The 18,440-nt window shown below is 68.3% G+C and carries 20 protein-coding genes; 11 read left to right on the top strand and 9 right to left on the bottom strand.

Annotated elements, in window-relative coordinates:
* The 3 genes from V9K99_RS39825 to V9K99_RS39815 all read left to right on the top strand — a co-directional run bounded on the left by V9K99_RS39825 (nt 1) and on the right by V9K99_RS39815 (nt 2,160).
* A complete protein-coding gene (locus V9K99_RS39825) occupies nt 1-795 on the top strand; it encodes an ABC transporter ATP-binding protein (RefSeq protein WP_337009849.1) in 795 nt (264 codons plus the stop codon).
* Nucleotides 782-1,660: an ABC transporter permease gene (locus V9K99_RS39820; RefSeq protein WP_337009847.1), complete on the top strand. Its 879-nt coding sequence runs from the start codon at nt 782-784 to the stop codon at nt 1,658-1,660. Before V9K99_RS39825 ends, V9K99_RS39820 begins: the two co-directional genes overlap by 14 nt.
* 71 nt (nt 1,661-1,731) lie before the next feature.
* Nucleotides 1,732-2,160 carry a PLD nuclease N-terminal domain-containing protein gene (locus V9K99_RS39815; RefSeq protein WP_337009846.1) on the top strand — a complete coding sequence of 143 codons (429 nt, stop codon included), beginning with the start codon at nt 1,732-1,734 and terminating at the stop codon, nt 2,158-2,160.
* A gap of 59 nt (nt 2,161-2,219) precedes the next feature.
* Here the strand turns inward: V9K99_RS39815 and V9K99_RS39810 are convergent, their stop codons facing one another.
* From V9K99_RS39810 to V9K99_RS39790, 5 genes are all read right to left on the bottom strand, one after another.
* A complete protein-coding gene (locus tag V9K99_RS39810) occupies nt 2,220-2,510 on the bottom strand; it encodes a WhiB family transcriptional regulator (protein WP_337009844.1) in 291 nt (96 codons plus the stop codon).
* A gap of 201 nt (nt 2,511-2,711) precedes the next feature.
* Complete coding sequence (gene crcB / locus V9K99_RS39805; protein ID WP_337009842.1) at nt 2,712-3,074, bottom strand: fluoride efflux transporter CrcB; 363 nt, start codon at nt 3,072-3,074, stop codon at nt 2,712-2,714.
* On the bottom strand, nt 3,071-3,469 hold the full coding sequence (gene crcB, locus V9K99_RS39800) for a fluoride efflux transporter CrcB (RefSeq protein WP_337009840.1): 399 nt from the start codon (nt 3,467-3,469) through the stop codon (nt 3,071-3,073). Before crcB (V9K99_RS39800) ends, crcB (V9K99_RS39805) begins: the two co-directional genes overlap by 4 nt.
* A complete protein-coding gene (locus V9K99_RS39795) occupies nt 3,462-4,016 on the bottom strand; it encodes a histidine phosphatase family protein (RefSeq protein ID WP_442914763.1) in 555 nt (184 codons plus the stop codon). Before V9K99_RS39795 ends, crcB (V9K99_RS39800) begins: the two co-directional genes overlap by 8 nt.
* A gap of 3 nt (nt 4,017-4,019) precedes the next feature.
* A complete protein-coding gene (locus V9K99_RS39790) occupies nt 4,020-4,349 on the bottom strand; it encodes a hypothetical protein (protein ID WP_337009836.1) in 330 nt (109 codons plus the stop codon).
* Between the two features lie 339 nt (nt 4,350-4,688).
* Between V9K99_RS39790 and V9K99_RS39785 the strand changes: the two genes are divergently transcribed.
* Together V9K99_RS39785 and V9K99_RS39780 are read left to right on the top strand one after the other, a co-directional pair.
* Complete coding sequence (locus V9K99_RS39785) at nt 4,689-5,768, top strand: 3-deoxy-7-phosphoheptulonate synthase (RefSeq protein ID WP_337009834.1); 1,080 nt, start codon at nt 4,689-4,691, stop codon at nt 5,766-5,768.
* Nucleotides 5,769-5,822: 54 nt separating this feature from the next.
* Nucleotides 5,823-7,898 carry a phosphocholine-specific phospholipase C gene (locus tag V9K99_RS39780; RefSeq protein ID WP_337009832.1) on the top strand — a complete coding sequence of 692 codons (2,076 nt, stop codon included), beginning with the start codon at nt 5,823-5,825 and terminating at the stop codon, nt 7,896-7,898.
* On the opposite strand, the gene V9K99_RS39775 is transcribed toward V9K99_RS39780, so the two are convergent.
* The gene (locus V9K99_RS39775) at nt 7,888-8,952 is read right to left on the bottom strand and encodes a LacI family DNA-binding transcriptional regulator (RefSeq protein ID WP_337009830.1); all 1,065 of its coding nucleotides are present in this window, start codon (nt 8,950-8,952) and stop codon (nt 7,888-7,890) included. The genes V9K99_RS39780 and V9K99_RS39775 overlap by 11 nt on opposite strands.
* Before the next feature lie 114 nt (nt 8,953-9,066).
* On the opposite strand from V9K99_RS39775, the gene V9K99_RS39770 reads away from it, so the two are divergent.
* From V9K99_RS39770 to V9K99_RS39760, 3 genes are read left to right on the top strand one after another with little or no spacing between them, the layout of a single operon-like run.
* Nucleotides 9,067-10,143, top strand: a complete 1,077-nt coding sequence (locus tag V9K99_RS39770) for a substrate-binding domain-containing protein (protein ID WP_337009828.1) — start codon at nt 9,067-9,069, stop codon at nt 10,141-10,143.
* Nucleotides 10,144-10,174: 31 nt separating this feature from the next.
* The gene (locus V9K99_RS39765; protein WP_337009826.1) at nt 10,175-11,206 is read left to right on the top strand and encodes an ABC transporter permease; all 1,032 of its coding nucleotides are present in this window, start codon (nt 10,175-10,177) and stop codon (nt 11,204-11,206) included.
* Nucleotides 11,203-12,018: an ATP-binding cassette domain-containing protein gene (locus V9K99_RS39760; RefSeq protein WP_337009824.1), complete on the top strand. Its 816-nt coding sequence runs from the start codon at nt 11,203-11,205 to the stop codon at nt 12,016-12,018. Before V9K99_RS39765 ends, V9K99_RS39760 begins: the two co-directional genes overlap by 4 nt.
* A 15-nt stretch (nt 12,019-12,033) precedes the next feature.
* Here the strand turns inward: V9K99_RS39760 and ybaK are convergent, their stop codons facing one another.
* Nucleotides 12,034-12,522, bottom strand: a complete 489-nt coding sequence (gene ybaK, locus V9K99_RS39755) for a Cys-tRNA(Pro) deacylase (protein ID WP_337009822.1) — start codon at nt 12,520-12,522, stop codon at nt 12,034-12,036.
* The gene (locus tag V9K99_RS39750; RefSeq protein ID WP_337009820.1) at nt 12,515-13,195 is read right to left on the bottom strand and encodes a helix-turn-helix transcriptional regulator; all 681 of its coding nucleotides are present in this window, start codon (nt 13,193-13,195) and stop codon (nt 12,515-12,517) included. Before V9K99_RS39750 ends, ybaK begins: the two co-directional genes overlap by 8 nt.
* A 74-nt stretch (nt 13,196-13,269) precedes the next feature.
* Between V9K99_RS39750 and folE the strand changes: the two genes are divergently transcribed.
* Nucleotides 13,270-13,881, top strand: a complete 612-nt coding sequence (gene folE, locus V9K99_RS39745; RefSeq protein ID WP_337009818.1) for a GTP cyclohydrolase I FolE — start codon at nt 13,270-13,272, stop codon at nt 13,879-13,881.
* 1 nt (nt 13,882) lies between these two features.
* On the opposite strand, the gene V9K99_RS39740 is transcribed toward folE, so the two are convergent.
* Entirely contained in the window at nt 13,883-14,209 is a 327-nt protein-coding gene (locus V9K99_RS39740; protein ID WP_337009816.1) for a hypothetical protein, read from the bottom strand.
* Between the two features lie 283 nt (nt 14,210-14,492).
* Here V9K99_RS39740 and V9K99_RS39735 point away from each other — a divergent pair, with 283 nt between their 5' ends.
* Together V9K99_RS39735 and V9K99_RS39730 are read left to right on the top strand one after the other, a co-directional pair.
* Nucleotides 14,493-15,905, top strand: a complete 1,413-nt coding sequence (locus tag V9K99_RS39735) for a 3' terminal RNA ribose 2'-O-methyltransferase Hen1 (protein WP_337009814.1) — start codon at nt 14,493-14,495, stop codon at nt 15,903-15,905.
* Nucleotides 15,905-18,430 carry a polynucleotide kinase-phosphatase gene (locus tag V9K99_RS39730; RefSeq protein ID WP_337009812.1) on the top strand — a complete coding sequence of 842 codons (2,526 nt, stop codon included), beginning with the start codon at nt 15,905-15,907 and terminating at the stop codon, nt 18,428-18,430. The genes V9K99_RS39735 and V9K99_RS39730 overlap by 1 nt, the downstream gene beginning before the upstream one ends.
* Nucleotides 18,431-18,440: the final 10 nt, after the last annotated feature.

Below are 18,440 nucleotides of genomic sequence, written 5' to 3'. Positions count from 1 at the left end.
ATGACCGCGACAATCGAGGTTGAGCAGAGCGTGGTGCGGCCGGTGCGGTTCCATCAGGTCGGCAAGGCGTTCGGTCATGGCCGCAACGCGGTCGTGGCGCTGGAAGGGGTCGACCTCGACGTCACGGCGGGTGAGTTCGTCTGCCTGCTTGGTGCGTCCGGCTGTGGCAAGACCACGCTGCTCAACCTGGTGGCCGGTCTAGACAAGCCGACCAACGGGCGGATCGAGCTGAGCTCGTCGCGGCCCGCGGTCGTCTTCCAGGAGGCCGCACTGATGCCGTGGCTGACGGCCGCCGGGAACGTCGAGTTGCCGCTGCGGATGGCCGGCGTACCGAAGGCTGCGCGTCGTGCGAAGGCTGCTGAGTTGCTGGAGCTCGTCAGGCTGGCAGGACTCGGTGACAAGCGGCCGCACGAGCTGTCCGGCGGTATGCGACAGCGGGTCGCGTTGGCACGCGCTCTCGCGTCGACCGACGACAACACCGGTGCCAGCGCGGGTAAGCCGTCGTTGCTGCTGATGGACGAGCCGTTCTCGGCGCTGGACGCGATCACACGGGACGTGCTGCAGGGGGAGCTGCTGCGGATCTGGCGTGCCACCGGTACGGCGATCCTGTTCGTCACGCACGACGTACGCGAGGCGGTGCGGCTCGGGCAGCGCGTCGTACTGCTGTCGTCGCGGCCCGGCCGGGTCGTGCGGCAGTGGGACGTGGACGGTCTGAGTGGTGCGGACGAGGCCGGTGCCGTGGACGAGATCAACGCGGCGCTGCGGAAGGTGATCAGCAGTCATGCCGCAGCCTGACCTGTACGACGCTGAGTCGGTCGAAGCCGGCCTGGACGCGCTGGACACACCCGTCAACGCCAGCGAAGGCTCACTGGCTCGGCGGATCGCTGGAAAGGTGCTGCCGCCCGTTGTCGCGATCGCACTGCTCGTTGCGGTGTGGCAGGCGTTGTGGGCGGCCGCGTTCTGGCCGGAGTTCAAGCTGCCGGCGCCGGTCGACGTGTGGGGCCAGATCTGGCAGCTGGTGACGACCGGCGAGATCCTCGAGCTGTTCTGGGTGTCCGTGCACCGGGCCGTGATCGGGTTCGCGATCTCGCTGCTGATCGCCGTACCGCTGGGGCTGGCGATCGCGAACATCTCGGTCGTACGGCGGGGGATCGGTCCGCTGGTGTCGGGGCTGCAGAGCCTGCCGTCGGTGGCCTGGGTACCGGCGGCGATCCTGTGGTTCGGGTTGAACGACCGGGCGATCTACTGGGTCGTGCTGCTGGGCGCCGTACCGTCGATCGCGAACGGGCTGGTGTCCGGTCTGGACCAGGTGCCGCCGATCCTGCCGCGGGTCGGCAAGGCGCTCGGTGCCGGCCGGCTCGGCGGGATCCGGTACATCCTGCTGCCGGCCGCTCTGCCCGGGTTCCTGGGCGGGTTGAAGCAGGGCTGGGCGTTCTCGTGGCGGTCGCTGATGGCCGCGGAGCTGATCGCGACCTCGCCAGAGCTCGGCGAGGGGCTCGGTCAGTTCCTGCACAACGGGATGTCGCTGTCGGACATCTCGATGGTGTTCGCCGGCATCCTGCTGATCTTCGTCGTCGGCGTCGGGATCGAACTGCTCGTGTTCCGGCCGCTGGAGAACTCGGTCCTGCGGGCGCGTGGACTGACCGTCACGGCCCGCTGACCCGGTTACGGGTTGGCGACTGACGGCACCGGCGGTGCGGCGCATTCGGCGTCGCGCCGTACTGTTGGAGCGTGGTTCGATTTCTGCCGTTCCTGATCAGCCTGGCGCTCAGCGTGTACGCGCTGTTCTCCTGCATCCAGACCCCCGACGAGGACGTGCCGCACCTGCCCAAGCTGGTGTGGATCGTCCTGATCGTGTTCGTCCCGTTCGTCGGGCCGATCGTCTGGCTGCTGATGCTGCGCATGCAGCTCGGCCGTCGCGATCGCGAGGTCCGGCCGCCGAAGCCCGGCACCCGGCCGGTCGCGCCGGACGACGATCCGGACTTCCTCAAGTCGCTGGACCGCTATCGCGACCCGCGCACGACCGTGAAGCCGCCCGAGGACCAGACGCCACCGCCGCCGGAGCCGGAGGCCGCCGCCGAGCCGGACGAACCGGACCGGAAGCCCAAGCCGAAGGCCGAGGACGAGACACCGTCAGAGTCCGACGACGGTAAGGCCTGAGCTTTTCGCACAGGCCTCACCGGCGTCGGCTGGTGATCAGTGGTGAAGTAGCAGCTCCGTCACGCCGACTTTCGCTCGGGCAGGAGGTTGTTGTCGCGCTCGGACTCCGTGGTGCCGCCCCAGACGCCGTACGGCTCTCCGACAGAGAGCGCGTGCTGACGGCATTCGGGCTGAACCGGGCAGGTCCCGCAGAGCGACTTCGCCACCATCTCGCGGGCCCTTTTGCGGACGCCACGCTCCGATTCTGGCGAGAAGAACAACTCCGGGTTGACGTCGCGGCACGCGGCTTGCGACTGCCAGTCCCACAGATCCATGAGCGGGCGGGGCAGGCGAGGCATCCCTCTCGACATGGCAACCTCCTTGACTCACCGTAAGCGCGGACGGGCGCTCGGTGAAAACTATGCTCAACTCACCGCGAGTTCAACCCTTGTTGTCTCGAACTTCGGTCCATTCGTTATCGGCAGGTGGCGTCGCAGGCCGTGATCAAGCCCGGCTCACGCGGTAAGCGTGTTCACGTCATCACCAGGTGTGACATGAGTCACTCACTTGCTTCAGGCGACGAGAGCACCCAGTACGGCGGCCAGCAGCCCGGCCCCGAGGTTGAGTACGACGTTCAGCAACGCCTTCCCGCGATGCCCCGAAGCGGCCAACGCGGTCGTCTCGGCGGCGAAGGTGCTGTACGTCGTGAACGCGCCGCAGAACCCGACGCCGACGAGCAGAGTCGTGGTCCGGTCGGTCACTCCGGTGAGCAGTCCGAGGACGAAGCTGCCCAGGACGTTGACGGTGAAGGTTCCCCACGGCAACGGAGTCTGGATCCGGCTGCTGAGCAACAACCGGCCGACCATGTGCTTGTCGACGAGGAACCGCAGGGGAGCGCCGATGGCCGCGCCGAGGGCAACGAGCAGCACGTTCACCGGGACCGCCCGTTCAGTCCGCCCAGTCGGCCCCACTCGCCGATCAGTGCCGCGAGCAACGCCGCTGTGACGGTGCCGAAGAAGTAGACCAGGGCAACGACCACGTGCTCGTGCAGCAGCTTCTCGGTGTCAACGGCAAACGTCGAGAAGGTCGTGAAGCCGCCGAGGATCCCGGTGCCGAGGAACGGCCGGAGCAACGGGTGTGATCGTGGCGTCAACCGCGCCAGCAGGACGCCGATCGCGAAACAGCCGAGCACGTTCGTGGCGAAGGTTGCCCAGGGAAACTCACCGGGGCCGTGCGGAAACGCCTCAGCGAGCCCGTAGCGGGCCAGTGAGCCGATGATCCCGCCAAGCGCCACCACACCTAGGACGCGCGGTAATCCAACGTCAGACATCGTCCGCTGGATCGTAGCGGTAGTACTCGTGCGCGCCGTGCTCCGTACCCGTCTCGCCGGTGAGTGCGCGGATCACCATCGCATGGGTGATCGCCAGCACCGGTCCGTCGGTGCTCGCGCTGTGCCGGCCCAGTGCGGCCCGAGCGCGCTCACGGACCCGGGACAGCGGCTCCCAGGGTCGTTGGATGCCTTCGGGCCATTCCCCGCCGTACGCGTCCAACTCGGCCTGAGCGGCCCGTACGTCGGCCACGCCGCGCCACGAGCCGGTGTGGTCCGGCAGCCAGTCGCGCAGGTCGTAGTCGACCCGTACGCCGAGGGCCAGCCGGTGACCGATGATCGCGGCACTGTGCAGCGCCCGGGTGAACGGTGAGCTGACCAGGTACGTCGCTCCGATGCCGCTGAGTAGGTCTGCGAGCTCCTGGGCCTGCTTGGCGCCGACCGGGGTGAGTGGGGCGGTGTCGGCCGCGATCCCGGGGAGGCCCCGGGAGTCGACCGGCTCGTAGTCCGGCTCGCCATGCCGGACCAGGTAGATCTGCGTCACGGGCATGTTCTACCTGAGATGGCGAGCGCCCGCCCATCCGCGGGCGTGGCTGCCCGGCAGTGGGTCGGCGATCGAGGTGGGCGGACGTACCTGGTGGAGCTCGTCGAAGAGGTTCGACTTGGGTTGCTGCTCGATCCAGCGCACCTCAGTGGCGCCCTGGTGGCCGTGCACGGCGAGCACGGAGTCGATGTCCGGCCACACCGCCGTCGCGGGGTTGTTGCCACACCAGCGCAGCGCCACGGAGCCGTCGCTGAACTCACAGCCCTCGGCCACCACTCCGGTGCCGGAGACGCCGCTGGGATCGCGGTAACGAACCAGTTCGAAGGTCCGCGGCCTCACCGTCCGGCCCCGTGCGGGCGGTCACCGAGCAGAACCTGTACCCCGAGCGGACCTGCCACCGTCACTGCACCCCTCATCCTCTAGGCCGTGTTGCAGCCCTCAACGAGCCCGGACCACCCGTGGTTACTCATCCCGGCGGTGGTATCGTCGTTCCCGTGAAGCGCAGCTATTGGCGATTTTTTGAGTGGCCGGCCCTGGTGCCGAGCGACTCAGCCGCCTGCTGACGCCCCACCGAACACACCAGAGCCGGCTCGAAGGCAAGGACATCCGTCCTTGCCTTTTCTCGTTCCCGCCGGCGCTGCGACCCGATGTCGTCTGCCGGCAGAAAGGTCTCAGCAGATGAACACCCTCCCGAGGCAGACGGATCAGATCGCGGTCGTCGACAGACGGATCGAGAAGACCGTTCCGCTGATCACGCCGCAGGCGCTGCACGACGAGTTGCCCCTCAGCGACGCCCTCGCCCAGACCGTGGTCGACGGTCGCCAGGCCGTCACCGACGTACTGAACGGCGTCGACGACCGCCTCCTGGTCGTGGTCGGCCCGTGCTCGGTGCACGACGCGAAGGCGGCCCTGGAGTACGCCGAACGTCTTCGACCGGTCGCCGAGCGACTCTCCGATGGTCTGCTCGTGGTGATGCGCGTGTACTTCGAGAAGCCTCGATCGACCCTGGGCTGGAAGGGCCTGATCAACGACCCGGGTCTCGACGGCTCCGGCGACGTGAACCGTGGCCTGCGTACGGCGCGGCAGTTGCTGCTCCAGGTCCTCGAACTCGGCCTTCCGGTCGGCTGTGAGTTCCTCGACCCGATCACGCCGCAGTACATCGCCGACACCGTCGGGTGGGGTGCGATCGGCGCGCGGACGGTCGAGAGCCAGGTGCACCGCCAGCTGTCCTCCGGCCTGTCGATGCCGATCGGTATGAAGAACCGCCCCGACGGCAGCATCGGTACGGCGGTCGACGCGATCAAGGCCGCCGCCGTACCGCACGTGTTCACCGGTATCGACCACGACGGCGCCCCCGCGATCCTGCACACCCGCGGCAATCCCGACTGTCACCTGGTACTGCGGGGATCCGACAGCGGACCCAACTACGACGCGGACTCCGTGGCGGGCGCGATGGAGCTGCTGACCAAGGCCGGGCTCCGGGAGCGTGCCGTCATCGACGCGAGCCACGGCAACAGCCGCAAGGACCACCACCGTCAGCCGGTGGTCGCAGACGAGATCGGCCAACAGGTGGCGGCCGGTAACCACGCGATCGTCGGCGTCATGCTCGAGTCGTTCCTGCAGGAGGGCCGGCAGAACCTCGACCCCACCCGCGAGCTGACCTACGGCCAGTCCGTCACGGATGCCTGCATGGGCTGGGAGACCACGGAGGCCGTCCTGGCGACGCTCCGGGACGCCGCCGTCGCACGACGCGGATGAGCTGTTCATCTTCTCGCTGTCCTGCGGCTACAGGGCACGCCTACTGTCCGGGGCATGACTGAGATTTCGCGGCGTCTGGTGCTGGGCTCGGCGGCGGGGGGAGTGGCGGCATCGCTGCTCCCTCCGTCGCTGCACACGGCGATGGCGCAACCGGTGAGGCGCGGTGGTCTGCGCGCGGTGGAGCACGTGATCGTGCTGATGCAGGAGAACCGCTCGTTCGACCACTACTACGGGACGCTGCGCGGCGTGCGCGGGTTCGGGGACCGGCAGCCGCTGCGGCTGCGCAACGGCAAGAGCGTGTTCCACCAGCCGAAGGCCGGTGGCGGCGAGGTGCTGCCGTTCTCGATCCGCAAGGCCGCGGCGGACGCCGGCCGGAAGGCGGACGACATCCAGTACCTCGGCGCCCTGCCGCACGGGTACAGCGACGCCACCCAGGCCTGGGGCAACGGCTGGAACGACGACTGGGTCCAGGCCAAGACCGCGGCCACGATGACCCACTACGACCGGCGTGACATCCCGCTGCAGTACGAACTCGCCGAGACCTTCACGATCTGCGACGCCTACCACTGCTCCGTCAACGGATCCACCAACCCGAACCGCAACTACCTCTGGTCCGGTACGACGGGATACGAGCCCGGTACGACGCAACGCGCGGTGACCAACGCGGCGTACTCCTACGACCACACGGGCTACGACTGGACGTCGTACCCGGAACGGCTCGAGCAGGCCGGGGTCTCGTGGCAGATCTACCAGGAGTGGGACAACTTCACCGACAATGCGGTCGAGTACTTCAAGACCTTCAAGGAACTCGGGCACCGGATCCTCGCCTCCGTGCCGGGTGGTTACCGCACCACCGAGGAGTTCTACGACAAGCTCTTCGCGAAGACGCCGGCCGAGCAGGCCGAGGCGCTGAAGCAGTTGCAGGCCGCGGTCGCCAAGCAGCCCGCCGAGGACCAGAAGCTGTTCTACCAGGCGATGTACCGGTCCGAGCCGGAGTCGCTGATCCCGCGGTTGCGGGCCGACATCAAGGCGGGCAAGCTCCCGCAGGTGAGCTGGCTCGTGCCGTCCGCGATCGACTCCGAGCACCCTGGCTCGTCCACGCCGGTCGGCAGCGCGAACCTCGTCTACGACCTGCTCGACGCGATCGCCTCGGACCCGGAGACCTGGTCCAAGACCGTCTTGCTGATCAACTTCGACGAGAACGACGGGTACTTCGACCACGTCCCGCCGCCGGTCGCGCCGCGGCCGGACTCGGGCAACGGCGACGACTGGTACGCCGGTCAGCCGATCGGCCTCGGCCCGCGGGTACCGATGACCGTCGTCTCACCGTGGTCGGTCGGCGGGCACGTGAACTCGCAGGTGTTCGACCACACCTCGGTGATCCGGTTCCTCGAACGCTGGACCGGCGTCCGCGAACCGAACATCAGCAGCTGGCGACGGACCGCCTGTGGTGACCTCACTTCGGCGTTCGACTTCGATCGCAGCTACCGGCAGCCGTCGGTGGACGCGCCCGGTCCGGTGCCCGCTCCGATCGAGCGCTGGAAGCCGACTCCGCCGGCCGACCAGGTTGTGCCGCAGCAGGAGCCGGGTCACCGTCCGGCCCGCGCATTGCCTTACCAGCCGTCGGTTTCCGGCCTCGTTGCTGATGGCAAGCTGACGTTGGCCCTCGGCAACAAAGGCACCGAGGCCGCGCACTTCGCGATCTATTCGTACGGCGGTGAACTGCCCGCCCCCGAGCATGTCGACGTACGGCGGGAACGCGTCGAGGCGATCGCGGTCGACGGACCGTACGAGCTCGCCGTCCAGGGGCCGAACCGGTTCTGGGTCGAGCTGGCCGGCTCGGCCGACGGCGCCGCGGCCGGTCTGGACGTTCGCGTCAAGCAGCACGGATCTTCACTAGAGCTGGAGTTGGTGAACACGTCGCGGAAGCCGTTGACGTTGAAGGCGAAAGCCCGCGGTTACGGCAGCAAGACGGTGATCGTGGAACTGCGCGGCAAGCAGACCCGCGAGCTGCCCTGGCCGACCGACCACGGCTGGTACGACGTCGAGATCACGGCCGCTGAGGACACGTCGTACCGCCGCCGCCTCACCGGGCACCTGGAGACGGGGAAGCCGAGCGTCACCGGCTGACCTGTTGCGGCGGGATCTCGCCGCTGCCGCGCTGAACGAGGGTGGGCTCGATGACGAGATGTCGGGGTGGCCCACCCTCTCCGTTGAGCCGGTCCAGCAGGATCCGGCCGACCTCGGCACCGATGCGTTGCACGTCCTGCCGGATGACGGTGAGCGCCGGCTCGACCAGATCCGCCAGCGGAAAGTCATCGAACCCGACCACGGCGATCTCCCGCTGCGCGCCCGCCGCCCGCAGTGCGCGGACCGTTCCGACGGTGATGATGTTGCGCCCGGCAAGGATGGCGGTCGGCGGGTCGGCCAGGTGGAGCAACGCCGTCACGGTGCGGGCGGCCTCCAGCTCGCCGCGGACGCTGTGGACGAGAAGTTCGGGGGCGAACTCGACGCCCGCATCGTCCAGCGCCGCGCGGTATCCGGCCCGGCGCTCGACGGCTGTCTCGATATCTTCGAGGTCGCTGAGCATGGCGATGCGCCGGTGTCCGCCGGACAGCAGATGGGTGGTGGCCAGCTTCGCACCGCCATGGTTGTCGACGGTCACGGAGTCACAGTCGAGGCCGTGGGGCCGACGGTCGACGAAGACCATCGGCAGTCCGGCCCGGCGCTCGCTGATCAGGTACTCGTGCCGATGGGTGGCCGGCATCAGCACCAGGCCGTCCGCACGGCGAGCGACCAGATCGGAGACGATGTCGCGTTCCCGCTCCGGCTCCTCGTCCAGACTCGCGGCCAGCACCGACAGGCCGGCCGGCCGCAGCGCGTCCTCGAGCGCACGAAGAAGCCCGGCGGAGTAGCTGTTCCCGACGTCCTGGAGCAGTGCGCCGACGATGCCGGACCGGGCGTCCTTGCGGCGCAAGGTGCTGGCGCCGAGGTTGTGCCGGTAGTCGAGCCGTTCGGCGGCGTTCAGTACCCGCTGCCGGACGGCGGCGGACGCGCCCGGCTCTCCGTTGACGACGCGCGACACCGTCTTCACGCTGACTCCGGCCAGCCGGGCGACGTCCTTCATCGTGGCCCGAGCCGGTCTCGGGCCCTCCGAATCGGGTTGCGTCATCGTTGTCGTCACAAGGCGCAGTGTTTCCCATCGAGGCCTTGACTACAAGCCCATCCGGATGTTGTCTTGCGCTACGTCAACGTTGACGTAAGAACAAAGTCTCGCTGCTTGGAGAGGGACCCGGACATGCACCTCAACACCCGTACGGCGCGCATGGGCGTCGCCGTCGCCGCGACGGCAGGCCTGCTCGCACTGGCGGCCTGCGGCTCAGACGACCAGTCGGCCTCCTCGACCGACAAGGTCGGCGTCTCGCTCATCACCAAGGACTCGACGAATCCGTTCTTCGTCGCCATGCAGAAGGGCGCGAAGGAGGACGCCGCCAAGAACAACGTGGAGCTGACCGTGGCCTCCGGCAAAGCCGACGGCGACGAGCAGGGCCAGGTTCAGGCGATCGAGAACGCCATCGCCCAAGGTCAGAAGGGCATCCTCATCACGCCGAACGGCCCTGGAGTCAACTCGGCGATCAAGAAGGCGCGCGACGCCGGCCTGTACGTGATCGCGCTGGACACCCCACCGGACCCCGCGGACACCGTCGACATCACCTTCGCCACCGACAACTTCGAGGCCGGGAAGCTGATCGGCCAGTGGACCGCCAAGCAACTGGCCGGCAAGCCGGCCACGATCGCGCTGCTCGACCTGTTCAACGACAAGGTCGTGTCGGTCGACTACAACCGCGACCAGGGCTTCCTCACCGGCCTGGGCGTCGACGTCAAGGACGCCAAGAAGAACGGTGACGAGGACAAGTCCGGACAGTATTCCGGCGGCTCGTACTCGATCGCGTGCAACGAGCCGACCCAGGGCGCCGAGGACGGCGGCCGGTCCGCGATGGAGAACTGCCTGACCAAGAACTCGAACATCAACGTCGTCTACACGATCAACGAGCCGGCGGCGATCGGCGCATACAACGCATTGAAGGCGGCCGGGAAGGCGAGCGGCGTCATCATCGTCTCCGTCGACGGCGGTTGTGCCGGGGTGAAGTCGGTCAAGGACGGCGTGATCGGGGCGACGTCGCAGCAGTACCCGCTGAAGATGGCCTCGCTCGGTGTCGAGGCGATCGCGAAGATCGCCCGCGGTGGTGAGAAGCCGAAGAACAGTGAGGGCCTGGACTTCTTCAACACCGGTGTCGCACTGGTCACCGACAAGGGCGCTGACGGCGTCGCCAGCATCGACACCACGAAGGGAACGTCGTTGTGCTGGGGCTGATCACTGAATCGCCGGACCGGTGGGTGACCCGATGACCGTTCAAAGTACGACACCGGGTGCCGCCGCGCAGGAGCTCGCACGTCGCGAGCACACGCTCAGCCAGCGGATCCAGCACCTGTTGCACCAGCATCCGGCGCTCAGTCCGGCCATCATCCTGCTGCTCACGGTGATCTGCTTCACCGCGGTCAACAGCCGGTTCTCGAATCCGGCGGCGCTGTCCCTGCTGGTCCAGCAGACCGCCGTGGTGGCCGCGCTGGCGGTCGGGCAGACGCTGATCATCCTGACCGCGGGGATCGATCTGTCGGTCGGGGCCATCACCATCTTGTCGACGATGGTGATGGCCACGCTGGCGGCCGAGAACGGCTGGCCGGCCGTCCCCGCCCTGGCCGTGGGCATCGTCCTCGGCCTGGCCGCCGGCGCGCTGAACGGGATCCTGGTGACCCGGATCGGACTACCGCCCTTCATCGTGACGCTGGGCACGCTGAGCATCTTCACGGCGATCGCGCTGCTCTACTCGAGCGGTCAGAGCATCCAGAACAACCGGCTGCCCGCGCTGCTCAACTGGACCGGCGAAGGCTTCGCGATCGGCCGGTTCCGGATCACGACCGGGGTCGTGCTCGTCATCGCCCTGTATCTCGTGCTGGGCTACGCACTCAGCCAGACCGCCTGGGGCCGGCATGTGTACGCCGTCGGCGACGATCCGGAGGCGGCACGCCTCAGCGGTATCCGCTCAGGCCGGGTGCTGTTCAGCGTCTACGCCGTCGCGGGGCTGATCTACGGGATCGCCGGCTGGATCCTGATCGGCCGGGCCGGTGCGGCGAGTCCGAACGCGATCGTCGACGCCAACCTCGACAGCATCACGGCCGTGGTGATCGGCGGAACCAGCCTGTTCGGCGGCCGCGGTGGCCTGTTGGGAACGCTCCTCGGCGCTCTCATCGTGCAGGCCTTCACCGTCGGTCTGTCCCTGGCCGGTGTCGACGCGCAGTACCGCTTGCTGGCCGTGGGGATCCTGGTCATCGTGGCGGTGTCGGTCGACCAGTGGATCAGGAAGGTGCGCTCATGACGGCGACGGTCAATCGCCCGCAAGACACCCAGTTGCGGTCACCTGTCCTGTCCGCGCGCGGTCTGGTCAAGACGTTCGGGCGGGTCATCGGTCTGGACGGGGTCGACCTCGACCTGTACCCCGGTGAGGTGCTCGCGGTCATCGGCGACAACGGTGCGGGAAAGTCCACCCTGATCAAGTGCCTGACCGGCGCGCTGGTCCCGGACGCCGGTCAGCTCCTGCTGGAGGAACAGCCGGTGACGTTCCGGCGGCCGCAGGACGCTCGCGCCGCCGGTATCGAGACCGTCTATCAGACCCTGGCGGTCGCACCGGCGCTGGACATCGCCAGCAACCTGTACCTGGGCCGCGAGGAGCGACGACGAGGCGTTCTCGGCTCGGTCTTCCGGATGCTCGATCACCGTGGCATGCGCGAACGCGCGTCGACCGCGGTGCGTGACCTCGGCATCCAGACGATCCAGAACATCCAGCAGCCGGTGGAGACCTTGTCGGGTGGCCAGCGGCAGGCTGTCGCGGTGGCCAGAGCCGCCGCCTTCGGCAGCAAGGTCGTCGTCCTCGACGAGCCGACGGCCGCGCTCGGTGTGAAGGAATCGAACCAGGTGCTCGAGATGATCAAAGGCCTGCGGGAACGGGGCCTTCCGGTCATCCTGATCAGTCACAACATGCCGCATGTGTGGGATGTCGCCGACCGGATCCACATCCAGCGGCTGGGCAGATGCGCCGGAGTCGTCACCCCGGAGTCGCACACCATGAACGAGGGTGTGGCGATCATGACGGGTGCGACCAACCTGCCGGACGCCGCGCCGATGGACTGATCCGTACGGCGGCCGTCAGCGAGCGATGGCCGCCGTACGGGCCCTGGTAACAGTGATCAGGTCGGCCGGGGCCAAGCCGATGTCGAGGCCGCGGCGGCCGCCGGAGACGTACACGGTGTCGTGGTCGGTGGCGGTCGCGTCGATGACGGTCGGGAGGGCCCGCTTCTGGCCGATCGGGCTGATGCCGCCGACCACGTACCCGGTGGTGCGTTCGGCGGCGGCCGGGTCGGCCATCACCGCCTTCTTCCCACCGGCCGCGGCCGCGATCGCCTTCAGATCGAGCTGCTTGTCGACCGGTACGACGCCGACGGTCAGCTTCCCGTCGACCTCGACGAGCAGCGTCTTGAACACCTGCTCCGGGGCGAGGCCCAGCGCTTCGGCCGCCTCCAGCCCGTACGACTTCGCGCCCGGGTCGTGGTCGTAGGTGTGCGCGGTGAACTCGACCTTCGCCTTCGTCAGCGCCACCGTCGCCGGCGTGCCCTGACTCTGCTTGCTCTTAGCCACCCGCCGAGCTTAAACCGGCCGGCACCAGCCGGACGCAGCAGTTGCCGGGAGTTGGTTCGAGACGCGCTTCGTAAGGGATGTCGAGGGTGCTGAGAAGCCCGGCCAGCAGGTGCAGGTTCATTCCGCAGACCAGCTGCGGCTGGTCTTTGGCGATGCGTTGGAACGGGCAGTTGGTGAGCGCGATGCCGTCCTTGTCGGGACGCGGCTCGAAACCGTGGGCTTTGAGGATCTGGTCCACGGACCCTTCGCCCGCGGTCCGGCCGAGCGACTCGCCGTACTCCCGGGCTCGACGATTGACGGCCTCGCGGGGTGAGCCGCCGGACTCCTCGGCGTCCACGACCGCAGCGGCGAGGAGTCGGCCGGCGACGGCGTACTGGCGCTCGGGAAGGGTGAGGTCGATCTCACGCTCCGACCGGTGATAGAGCTTCGCCGGCCGCCCGGCGCCGGGTCCGGTGCGGCCGCTTCGGCGTTCGAAGCAGGTGGCGAGCAGGCCTTCCTCGGTCAGTTTGTCGAGGTGGAACGCGGCCGTCGTCCGGGGGATGCCGAGCGCGGCGGCGGCTTCGTCGCGACCCACCGGCGTCGGCTGCGTGACGACGTACTCGTAGAGGCGGCGCCGGGTCGGCTCCTCGAGCACGGCGACCGCCTGAACCTGTGCGTCCCAGGACGTGTCCACGGACTGATTCTATCGCCAACATCGGTTGATGAAACAGTTATGATGGCAGTTCGTTGAGTACTCAGGGAGTGTTGATGGCGATTTCGGCTGATCTCGAGTCCGTCCCCCTCCGCATCGTCGCGGGTCGTGCGGAGATCGATCTCCCTGCCGCCCAGCGGGCGGTCTCCGATCTGCTGGTGGCGCTCGGGCGGGACCCGCACAACGCGCACCTGGCGGACACCCCGCGCCGGGTCGCCAACGCGTACGCCGAGATGCTCACGCCGCGCGAGTTCGAGCTGACCACGTTCCCGAACGACGAGGGGTACGACGAGCTCGTCCTGGCCAAGGACATCCCGGTGCAGTCGCTGTGCGAGCACCACCTGCTGCCGTTCCACGGCGTCGCACACGTCGGGTACCTGCCGGGGGATCGGATCCTCGGGCTGTCCAAGCTGGCCCGCGTGGTCGAGCTGTTCGCGCGCGACTTCCAGGTGCAGGAGCGATTGACCAAGCAGGTCGCCGACTGGCTCCAGGATCACCTCGAGCCGAAGGGCGTCGGTGTGGTGATCGAGGCCGAGCACCAGTGCATGTCGTTGCGTGGTGTCCGTGCCACCGGCTCCCGCACAGTGACATCGTCCCTGCACGGCATCCTCAGGGAGAACCTCAGCTCCCGCCAGGAGTTTTTCGCCCTGACCGGTCTGACACCCTGACTCAGGCCGTTGCCACCGCCGGCGGGTGGTGGTGATGGGTGTGGCGTCCGGTCGCGAGGATGTGGGCCACCTCGCCGGGGAGCAGGTCCGTACCGGGGACCGGCTCCATCTCGGAGACGTCGAGCCAGCGGACGACGGTCGCTCCACAGTGGCCGTGAACGGCGAGGATGGAGTCGAGGTCGGGCCAGACGGCCGTCGACGGGTTCGCGCCGTGCCAGCGCAGCGCGACCGAGCCGTCGGTGAAGACGCACCCTTCCGCGACGATGCCGGTACCGGAGACTCCGCTGATGTCGGTGTAACGCACGAGTTCGAATGTCTGGGGCTTCACCGGCGGACCTCGCCGGGATGACGTGCGTTGTGGGAACTGGGTCTGTCGGAGGGTGCTGCCATGGTCCTTTCCCCGTGGTCGGCGTGGCTGGGCGCTCGCCACAAACCGGGGACAATACCGACTGTCAGCGGGGAAGGACGGTCTGTAGCGACTCATCTTCTGCAAAACAAGCTAGAACCATTCCGGCCAACACGCCAGACCCTTGGCAGCGTGTCTCAACGTTCGATCCTTCCCGGGCGCAAATACGTGGGTTCGCGGCCGTCCGGCGTGATCGAATACGGAAGTGTTTCTGACGCTTGCCACCGACCTTGCCGGGATCGACGCACCTGCCAGTGACTTCGGGTTCCTGTTGCACAAGAACCCGGCGCGACCGCAGGCGATCGAGATCACCGGCGGATCGGCGCACGTCTTCTATCCGGTCGCAACAAACGATCGTTGTACGGCGGCCGTGCTGCTCGAGATCGACCCGATCGCGCTGGTTCGATCCGGCCGCGGGAAAGCGTCGGAGGGATTCACTCTCGGGCAGTACGTGAACGACCGCCCGTACGCCGCCTCCAGCCTGCTCGCCGTCGCCCTCGGAAAGCTCTTCCGTACGGCGATGAACGGCCGCTGCGACGCCCGTCCCGAGCTCGCCGCCAACCCGATCCCGCTCGAGATCCACGTCCCGGCGCTCCCGTGCCGCGGCGGCGCCGAGCTGGCCGAGCGGATGTTCGGACCACTCGGCTGGACCGTCGACGCGAAGCCCGTGCCGCTCGACCCCGAGATCCCCTCCTGGGGCGATTCCCGGTACGTCGACCTGCGATTGACCGGCGTCCTCCGGCTGGCCGATGCACTCAACCACCTCTACGTGCTGCTCCCGGTCCTGGATGACGCGAAGCACTACTGGGTCGGGACCGACGAGGTCGACAAGCTGGTCCGGGCCGGCGAGGGCTGGCTCGGCGCGCACCCGGAGAAGGATCTGATCTCTCGCCGCTATCTGGCCCACCGTCGCTATCTCGCCGACAGTGCCCTGGAGCGGCTCGCCGAGGCCGACGGGCTGGTCGAGCCGGAGGCGGATCCGGACGACCCGGAAGGCCCGGTGTCCCTTGCTGTCGAGCGCCGTACGACGGTTGCCGCCGTACTGAAGGAGCTCGGGGCAGGAAGGATCGCGGACCTCGGCTGCGGCGAGGGTGCGCTGGTCGGTGAGCTGCTGAAGGACCCGATGATCGCGGAACTGTTCGCGACCGATGTCTCGGCGCGGGCGCTGATCGGCGCGAAGAGGCGGCTGCACTACGACGACCTGCCGGATCGGCAGCGGGAGCGGCTGCAGTTCCTGCAGTCGTCGGTGACGTACGCCGACCACCGGCTGGACGGACTGGATGCCGCCGTACTGATGGAAGTGATCGAGCACGTCGACCCGCCACGACTGCCGGCCCTGGCCAAGGCCGTCTTCCAGGCAGCCCGGCCCGCTGCTGTCGTCGTCACCACCCCGAACAGCGAGTACAACGTCCGCTTCGAGTCGCTCCCCGCCGGCGACTTCCGTCACCCCGACCACCGCTTCGAATGGACCCGCGCGGAGTTCACGCAGTGGGCGACGCAGGTGTCTGAGTCGTACGGCTATTCGGTGGAGTTTCGTCCGGTAGGTCCGGTGGATCCTGAAGTGGGTCCGCCGACGCAACTCGCGCTCTTCAAACTCCGGGAGAAGGTGGCGAGCTGATGACCGCACTTCAGATCCCGGCGCTTTCTCTGGTGGTGCTGGTGGGTGCGAGTGGGTCGGGGAAATCGACCTTTGCTCGGACGCACTTCAAAGCGACCGAGGTGATCTCCAGCGACTTCTGTCGTGGGCTGGTGTCCGACGACGAGAACGACCAGGCGGCGTCCAAGGATGCCTTCGAGGTGCTGAACTTCATCGCCGGCAAGCGACTGGCGGCCGGTCGGCTCACCGTGATCGACGCGACCAACGTCCAGCCGGAGGCGCGCAAGGAGCTGGTCGAGCTCGCCCGTGCGTACGACGTGTTGCCGGTGGCAATCGTTCTCGATCCGCCCGAGCGGGTGTGTGTCGAGCGCAACGAACAGCGGCCGGACCGGCAGTTCGGTGCAAAGGTGGTCACCCGGCAGCGGTCGCAGCTGAAGCGCGGTCTGCGCAGCCTCAAGCGCGAGGGTTTCCGCACCGTGCACGTGCTCGACAGTGTCGAGGAAATCGATGCCGTCAGCATCGAACGGACCCGGCTGTTCAACGATCTGACTGATCAGACCGGCCCGTTCGACATCATCGGCGACATCCACGGCTGCCGGGCTGAGCTGGAGACGCTGCTCACGCAACTCGGTTACGTGGTGACCCGCGACGAGGCCGGCCGGGCGATCGACGCCGTACACGCGGAGCGTCGCGCTGTGTTCGTCGGTGACCTGGTCGACCGTGGGCCGGACACGCCCGGCGTACTGCGGCTCGTCATGGGGATGGTTGCCAACGGCCACGCGTACTGCGTCCCCGGCAACCACGAGGACAAGTTGCTCAGGGCACTCAGAGGCCGCAACGTCAAGGTCAGCCACGGGCTGGAGACGACGCTGGAACAGCTGGCCGACGAGTCGCCGGAGTTCCGCGAAACCGTCGAGACCTTCATCGACGGGCTGATCTCGCACTACGTCTTCGACGGCGGCCGGCTGGTCGTGTCCCACGCCGGCCTGGTCGAGCGGATGCATGGCCGCGCGTCCGGCCGGGTCCGTTCCTTCTGCCTGTACGGCGAGACGACCGGCGAGACCGACGAGTTCGGGCTGCCGGTGCGGTACCCGTGGGCGAACGAGTACCGCGGTCGCGCGATGGTCGTCTACGGTCACACCCCGACGCCAGAGCCGGAGTGGATCAACAACACGATCTGCCTCGACACCGGCTGCGTCTTCGGCGGATCGCTCACCGCGCTGCGCTATCCCGAGCGCGAGCTGGTCTCGGTGCAGGCGGCCGAGGAGTACTACGCGCCGGCCAAACCGTTGCATGTGGCAACCGCGCCGGCGCGTGAGCCCGACGTACTCGAGCTCACCGACGTCACCGGTCGGCGGGTCATCGAGACGTCGACGCACGGCCGGCTCAGCATCCGCGCGGAGCAGGCCGGGGCCGCGCTGGAGGTGATGAGCCGGTTCGCGATCGACCCGCGCTTCCTGCTCTATCTCCCGCCGACGATGAGCCCGGTCACCACGTCCCCGGAACCGGGGCTGCTCGAGCATCCGCTGCAGGCCTTCGAGACCTACCGCGGGCAGGGCGTGACCGAGTTGGTGTGCGAGGAGAAGCACATGGGCTCGCGCGCGGTCGTGCTGCTGACGCGCGACGACGACATCGCGGAGAAGCGCTTCGGCCTGGCTGGCCGCGGCGCGATCCACACGCGGACCGGCCGGTCGTTCTTCGATGGTGACCTGACTGACGAACTCCTGCTCCGGCTGCGGACGGTCGTCGCCGAGGCCGGGATCTTCGACGAGCTCGACACCTCCTGGTTGCTGCTCGACGCCGAGCTGCTGCCGTGGAGCGCCAAGGCCGAGGACCTGCTCCGGAACCAGTACGCCGCCGTCGGCGCGGCCTCTCGTACGTCGTTGCCAGCAGCAACCGCAGCGCTGGAGTCGGCCCTCGCGGCCGGGCTCGACGTGGGTGACCAGCTGGCCCGGATCAAGCGTCGTACGACGAACGCCTCACTGTTCACCGAGGCCTATCGGCGGTACTGCTGGCCGACTGCCGGGCTCGACGGCGTTCGGCTGGCGCCGTTCCAGGTGCTGGCTTCGGAGGGTACGACGTACCAGGAGAGGCCGCACGCGTGGCACCTCGGGATCGCGGACCGTCTGGTCGCCGCCGGACCGTCGCTGATCACGCCGACCCGGCGACTCTTCGTTGATGCCGGCAACTGGGACGCCGGGATCGCGTGGTGGGAGGAGCTCACCGGCGCGGGAGGGGAGGGGATGGTGGTGAAGCCGGCCGCCAACCTGACGCGGACGGCCAAGGGGCTGGCCCAACCGGGGCTGAAGGTGCGCGGGCAGGAGTACCTGCGGCTCATCTACGGCCCGGACTACACCGAGCCGGCCAACTTCGAGCGCCTCCGCGACCGCAACCTCGGCCACAAACGATCGCTGGCCCTCCGCGAGTACGCCCTCGGCCTGGAGGCCCTCGACCGAGCCGCCCGCGGCGAACCCCTCTGGCGCATCCACGAATGCGTCTTCGCCGTCCTGGCGCTCGAATCCGAACCGGTCGACCCCCGCCTCTGAGCGGGGGAGT

It is taken from the genome of Kribbella sp. CCNWLW201 (genome assembly GCF_037203805.1).
In the GTDB taxonomy this organism is placed as follows: Bacteria; Actinomycetota; Actinomycetes; order Propionibacteriales; family Kribbellaceae; genus Kribbella.
The sequence above is the reverse complement of the archived record's forward strand: the minus strand, read 5'-3'. Positions and strand labels throughout refer to the sequence as shown.

Bases quoted from the DNA above. Each gene is read 5' to 3' on its own strand.
- folE (WP_337009818.1), top strand. From the start codon at position 13,270: ATGGCGATTTCGGCTGATCTCGAGTCCGTCCCCCTCCGCATCGTCGCG.
- crcB (WP_337009840.1), bottom strand. From the start codon at position 3,469: ATGTCTGACGTTGGATTACCGCGCGTCCTAGGTGTGGTGGCGCTTGGC.
- V9K99_RS39760 (WP_337009824.1), top strand. From the start codon at position 11,203: ATGACGGCGACGGTCAATCGCCCGCAAGACACCCAGTTGCGGTCACCT.
- V9K99_RS39730 (WP_337009812.1), top strand. From the start codon at position 15,905: ATGACCGCACTTCAGATCCCGGCGCTTTCTCTGGTGGTGCTGGTGGGT.
- V9K99_RS39825 (WP_337009849.1), top strand. From the start codon at position 1: ATGACCGCGACAATCGAGGTTGAGCAGAGCGTGGTGCGGCCGGTGCGG.
- V9K99_RS39780 (WP_337009832.1), top strand. From the start codon at position 5,823: ATGACTGAGATTTCGCGGCGTCTGGTGCTGGGCTCGGCGGCGGGGGGA.
- V9K99_RS39820 (WP_337009847.1), top strand. From the start codon at position 782: ATGCCGCAGCCTGACCTGTACGACGCTGAGTCGGTCGAAGCCGGCCTG.
- V9K99_RS39810 (WP_337009844.1), bottom strand. From the start codon at position 2,510: ATGTCGAGAGGGATGCCTCGCCTGCCCCGCCCGCTCATGGATCTGTGG.
- V9K99_RS39770 (WP_337009828.1), top strand. From the start codon at position 9,067: ATGCACCTCAACACCCGTACGGCGCGCATGGGCGTCGCCGTCGCCGCG.
- V9K99_RS39795 (WP_442914763.1), bottom strand. From the start codon at position 4,016: ATGCCCGTGACGCAGATCTACCTGGTCCGGCATGGCGAGCCGGACTAC.
- V9K99_RS39765 (WP_337009826.1), top strand. From the start codon at position 10,175: ATGACCGTTCAAAGTACGACACCGGGTGCCGCCGCGCAGGAGCTCGCA.
- V9K99_RS39785 (WP_337009834.1), top strand. From the start codon at position 4,689: ATGAACACCCTCCCGAGGCAGACGGATCAGATCGCGGTCGTCGACAGA.